Source organism: Phenylobacterium conjunctum (assembly GCF_042679085.1).
GTDB classification, from domain to species: domain Bacteria; phylum Pseudomonadota; class Alphaproteobacteria; order Caulobacterales; family Caulobacteraceae; genus Phenylobacterium; species Phenylobacterium conjunctum.
This window is the reverse complement of sequence record NZ_JBHTLQ010000113.1, coordinates 1-1,816: the sequence shown is the minus strand read 5'-3', so window position 1 is coordinate 1,816 and position 1,816 is coordinate 1. Positions and strand designations below refer to the sequence as shown.

The window sequence follows — 1,816 nt, the reverse complement described above, 5'->3', positions numbered from 1 at the left end:
CTGACCCAGCTGGTCCCCAATATCCGGCGCACCGCCGAGCTGGTGACGGAGATCTCGGCCGCCTGCCGTGAACAGGACATCGGCGCGGCCCAGATCAACGAGGCCATCCAGCAGCTGGACAAGGTCACGCAACAGAACGCCTCGGCGTCTGAAGAGATGAGCGCCACCTCCGAGGAGCTCGCCGCCCAGGCCGAGGAGCTCCAGACCTCCATCGCCTACTTCAAGACCGCCGCCAATCAGGGCGCTCCGCCCGCCCGCCGTCCGGCGGCGTCCGCCCGCCCGCTGGTCCGTGCGGCCAAGCCGGTTCGCGTCCGCAAGCCGGTCGCCGCCCAGCAAAGCGCCGCACATCAAGGCGTGGCTCGGGGCTTCGCCCTCGACCTCTCCTATGGCGGGGCTGATCCCATCGACAACGACTTCACCGACTACTGAAGCTCCCGCCTTCAAGGATCACCGCCATGCGTCTGACGATCAAACTGAAGCTGATCCTGGCCTTCGGGCTCCTGCTCTCCCTGCTGTTGGGGATTGCGGGCTACGGGATCGTCCAGGTCTACAAGATGGGGGAAGGCCAGGACGGCCTGGTCACAGGCCCGGTGGCGCGGGTGGAAAGCGCCGCGGCTCTGGAGGTTTCGCTGCTGAAGATCCTGCGCAGCGAAAAGAACCTCGTGCTGTCCAACGATCCTGCCGAACGCACGGCCGATATCGCCCAGATCGAGCAGCAGAAGCGGATCTTCAACGAAACCCTGTCCGCCGCGCTCCAGGTCGCGCCAGCGGATAGCCGCGGCGACTGGAACCGGCTGCAAGACGACTGGAATCGATTCCTGCCCCTCGACGCCGAGATCCAGCGGCTCGCCTCGGCCGGCCGGACAGAGGAGGCCACGGCGGTCATGCTGGGCCCGCAGCGGGCGGTCAACAACGCCATTATCCAGTCGTCGGAGGCGCTGCTCGAGCAGAGCAAGCAGCAGGTCGCCTCCGCGGACGATATCTACGACACCATGGCCCAAGCCACCCGGGCGACCTTCATCGGCCTGACCCTTGTCGCCGTCCTGCTGGCCATCGCCGCCACCGCCTGGATCGCCCTCACCGTCAGCCGAGGCCTGGCCCGCGCGGGCGAGGCGGTTCGCACCGTGGCCGACGGCGACCTGACCAGGACCGTCGAGATCACCAGCCGCGATGAGATCGGCGACCTGCTGACCAATGTGAACCAGATGGTGGATCGCCTGCGGGGCGTCGTCTCCGACGCGATCTCGGCCTCGGAGAACGTGTCCTCGGGCAGCCAGGAGCTGTCCTCGGCCTCGGAACAGGTGAGCCAGGGCGCGACCGAGCAGGCCTCTGCCGCCGAAGAAGCCTCGGCCTCGATGGAAGAAATGGCCTCCAACATCAAGCAGAACGCCGACAACGCCGCCCAGACCGAGAAGATCGCCCGCCAGTCGGCCAAGGACGCCGAAGCCTCCGGCGAAGCCGTCAGCCAGGCGGTGGAAGCCATGCGCACCATCGCTGAGAAGATCACCATCGTTCAGGAGATCGCCCGCCAGACCGATCTGCTGGCCCTGAACGCGGCGGTGGAAGCCGCCCGGGCTGGCGAACACGGCAAGGGCTTCGCCGTGGTGGCCTCGGAAGTGCGCAAGCTGGCTGAGCGCAGCCAGACGGCCGCGACCGAGATCGGCGCTGTCAGCTCTGAGACGGTCAAGGCCGCCGCCTCGGCGGGCGAGATGCTGACCCAGCTGGTCCCCAATATCCGACGCACCGCCGAGCTGGTGACGGAGATCTCGGCCGCCTGCCGTGAACAGGATATCGGCGCGGCCCAGATCAACCAGGC

At 67.7% G+C, this 1,816-nt stretch carries 1 protein-coding gene and 2 pseudogenes; all 3 read left to right on the top strand.

The window, feature by feature from the left end; translation table 11 throughout:
• Positions 1-429: pseudogene (locus ACFQ27_RS20785) on the top strand (methyl-accepting chemotaxis protein); the annotation flags it as partial.
• 26 nt (positions 430-455) lie between these two features.
• Positions 456-1,163: pseudogene (locus tag ACFQ27_RS20885) on the top strand (MCP four helix bundle domain-containing protein); the annotation flags it as partial.
• Between the two features lie 42 nt (positions 1,164-1,205).
• Positions 1,206-1,816, top strand: a 611-nt coding sequence (locus ACFQ27_RS20880; protein WP_449305028.1) for a methyl-accepting chemotaxis protein, incomplete at its 3' end; no start/stop codon positions are given.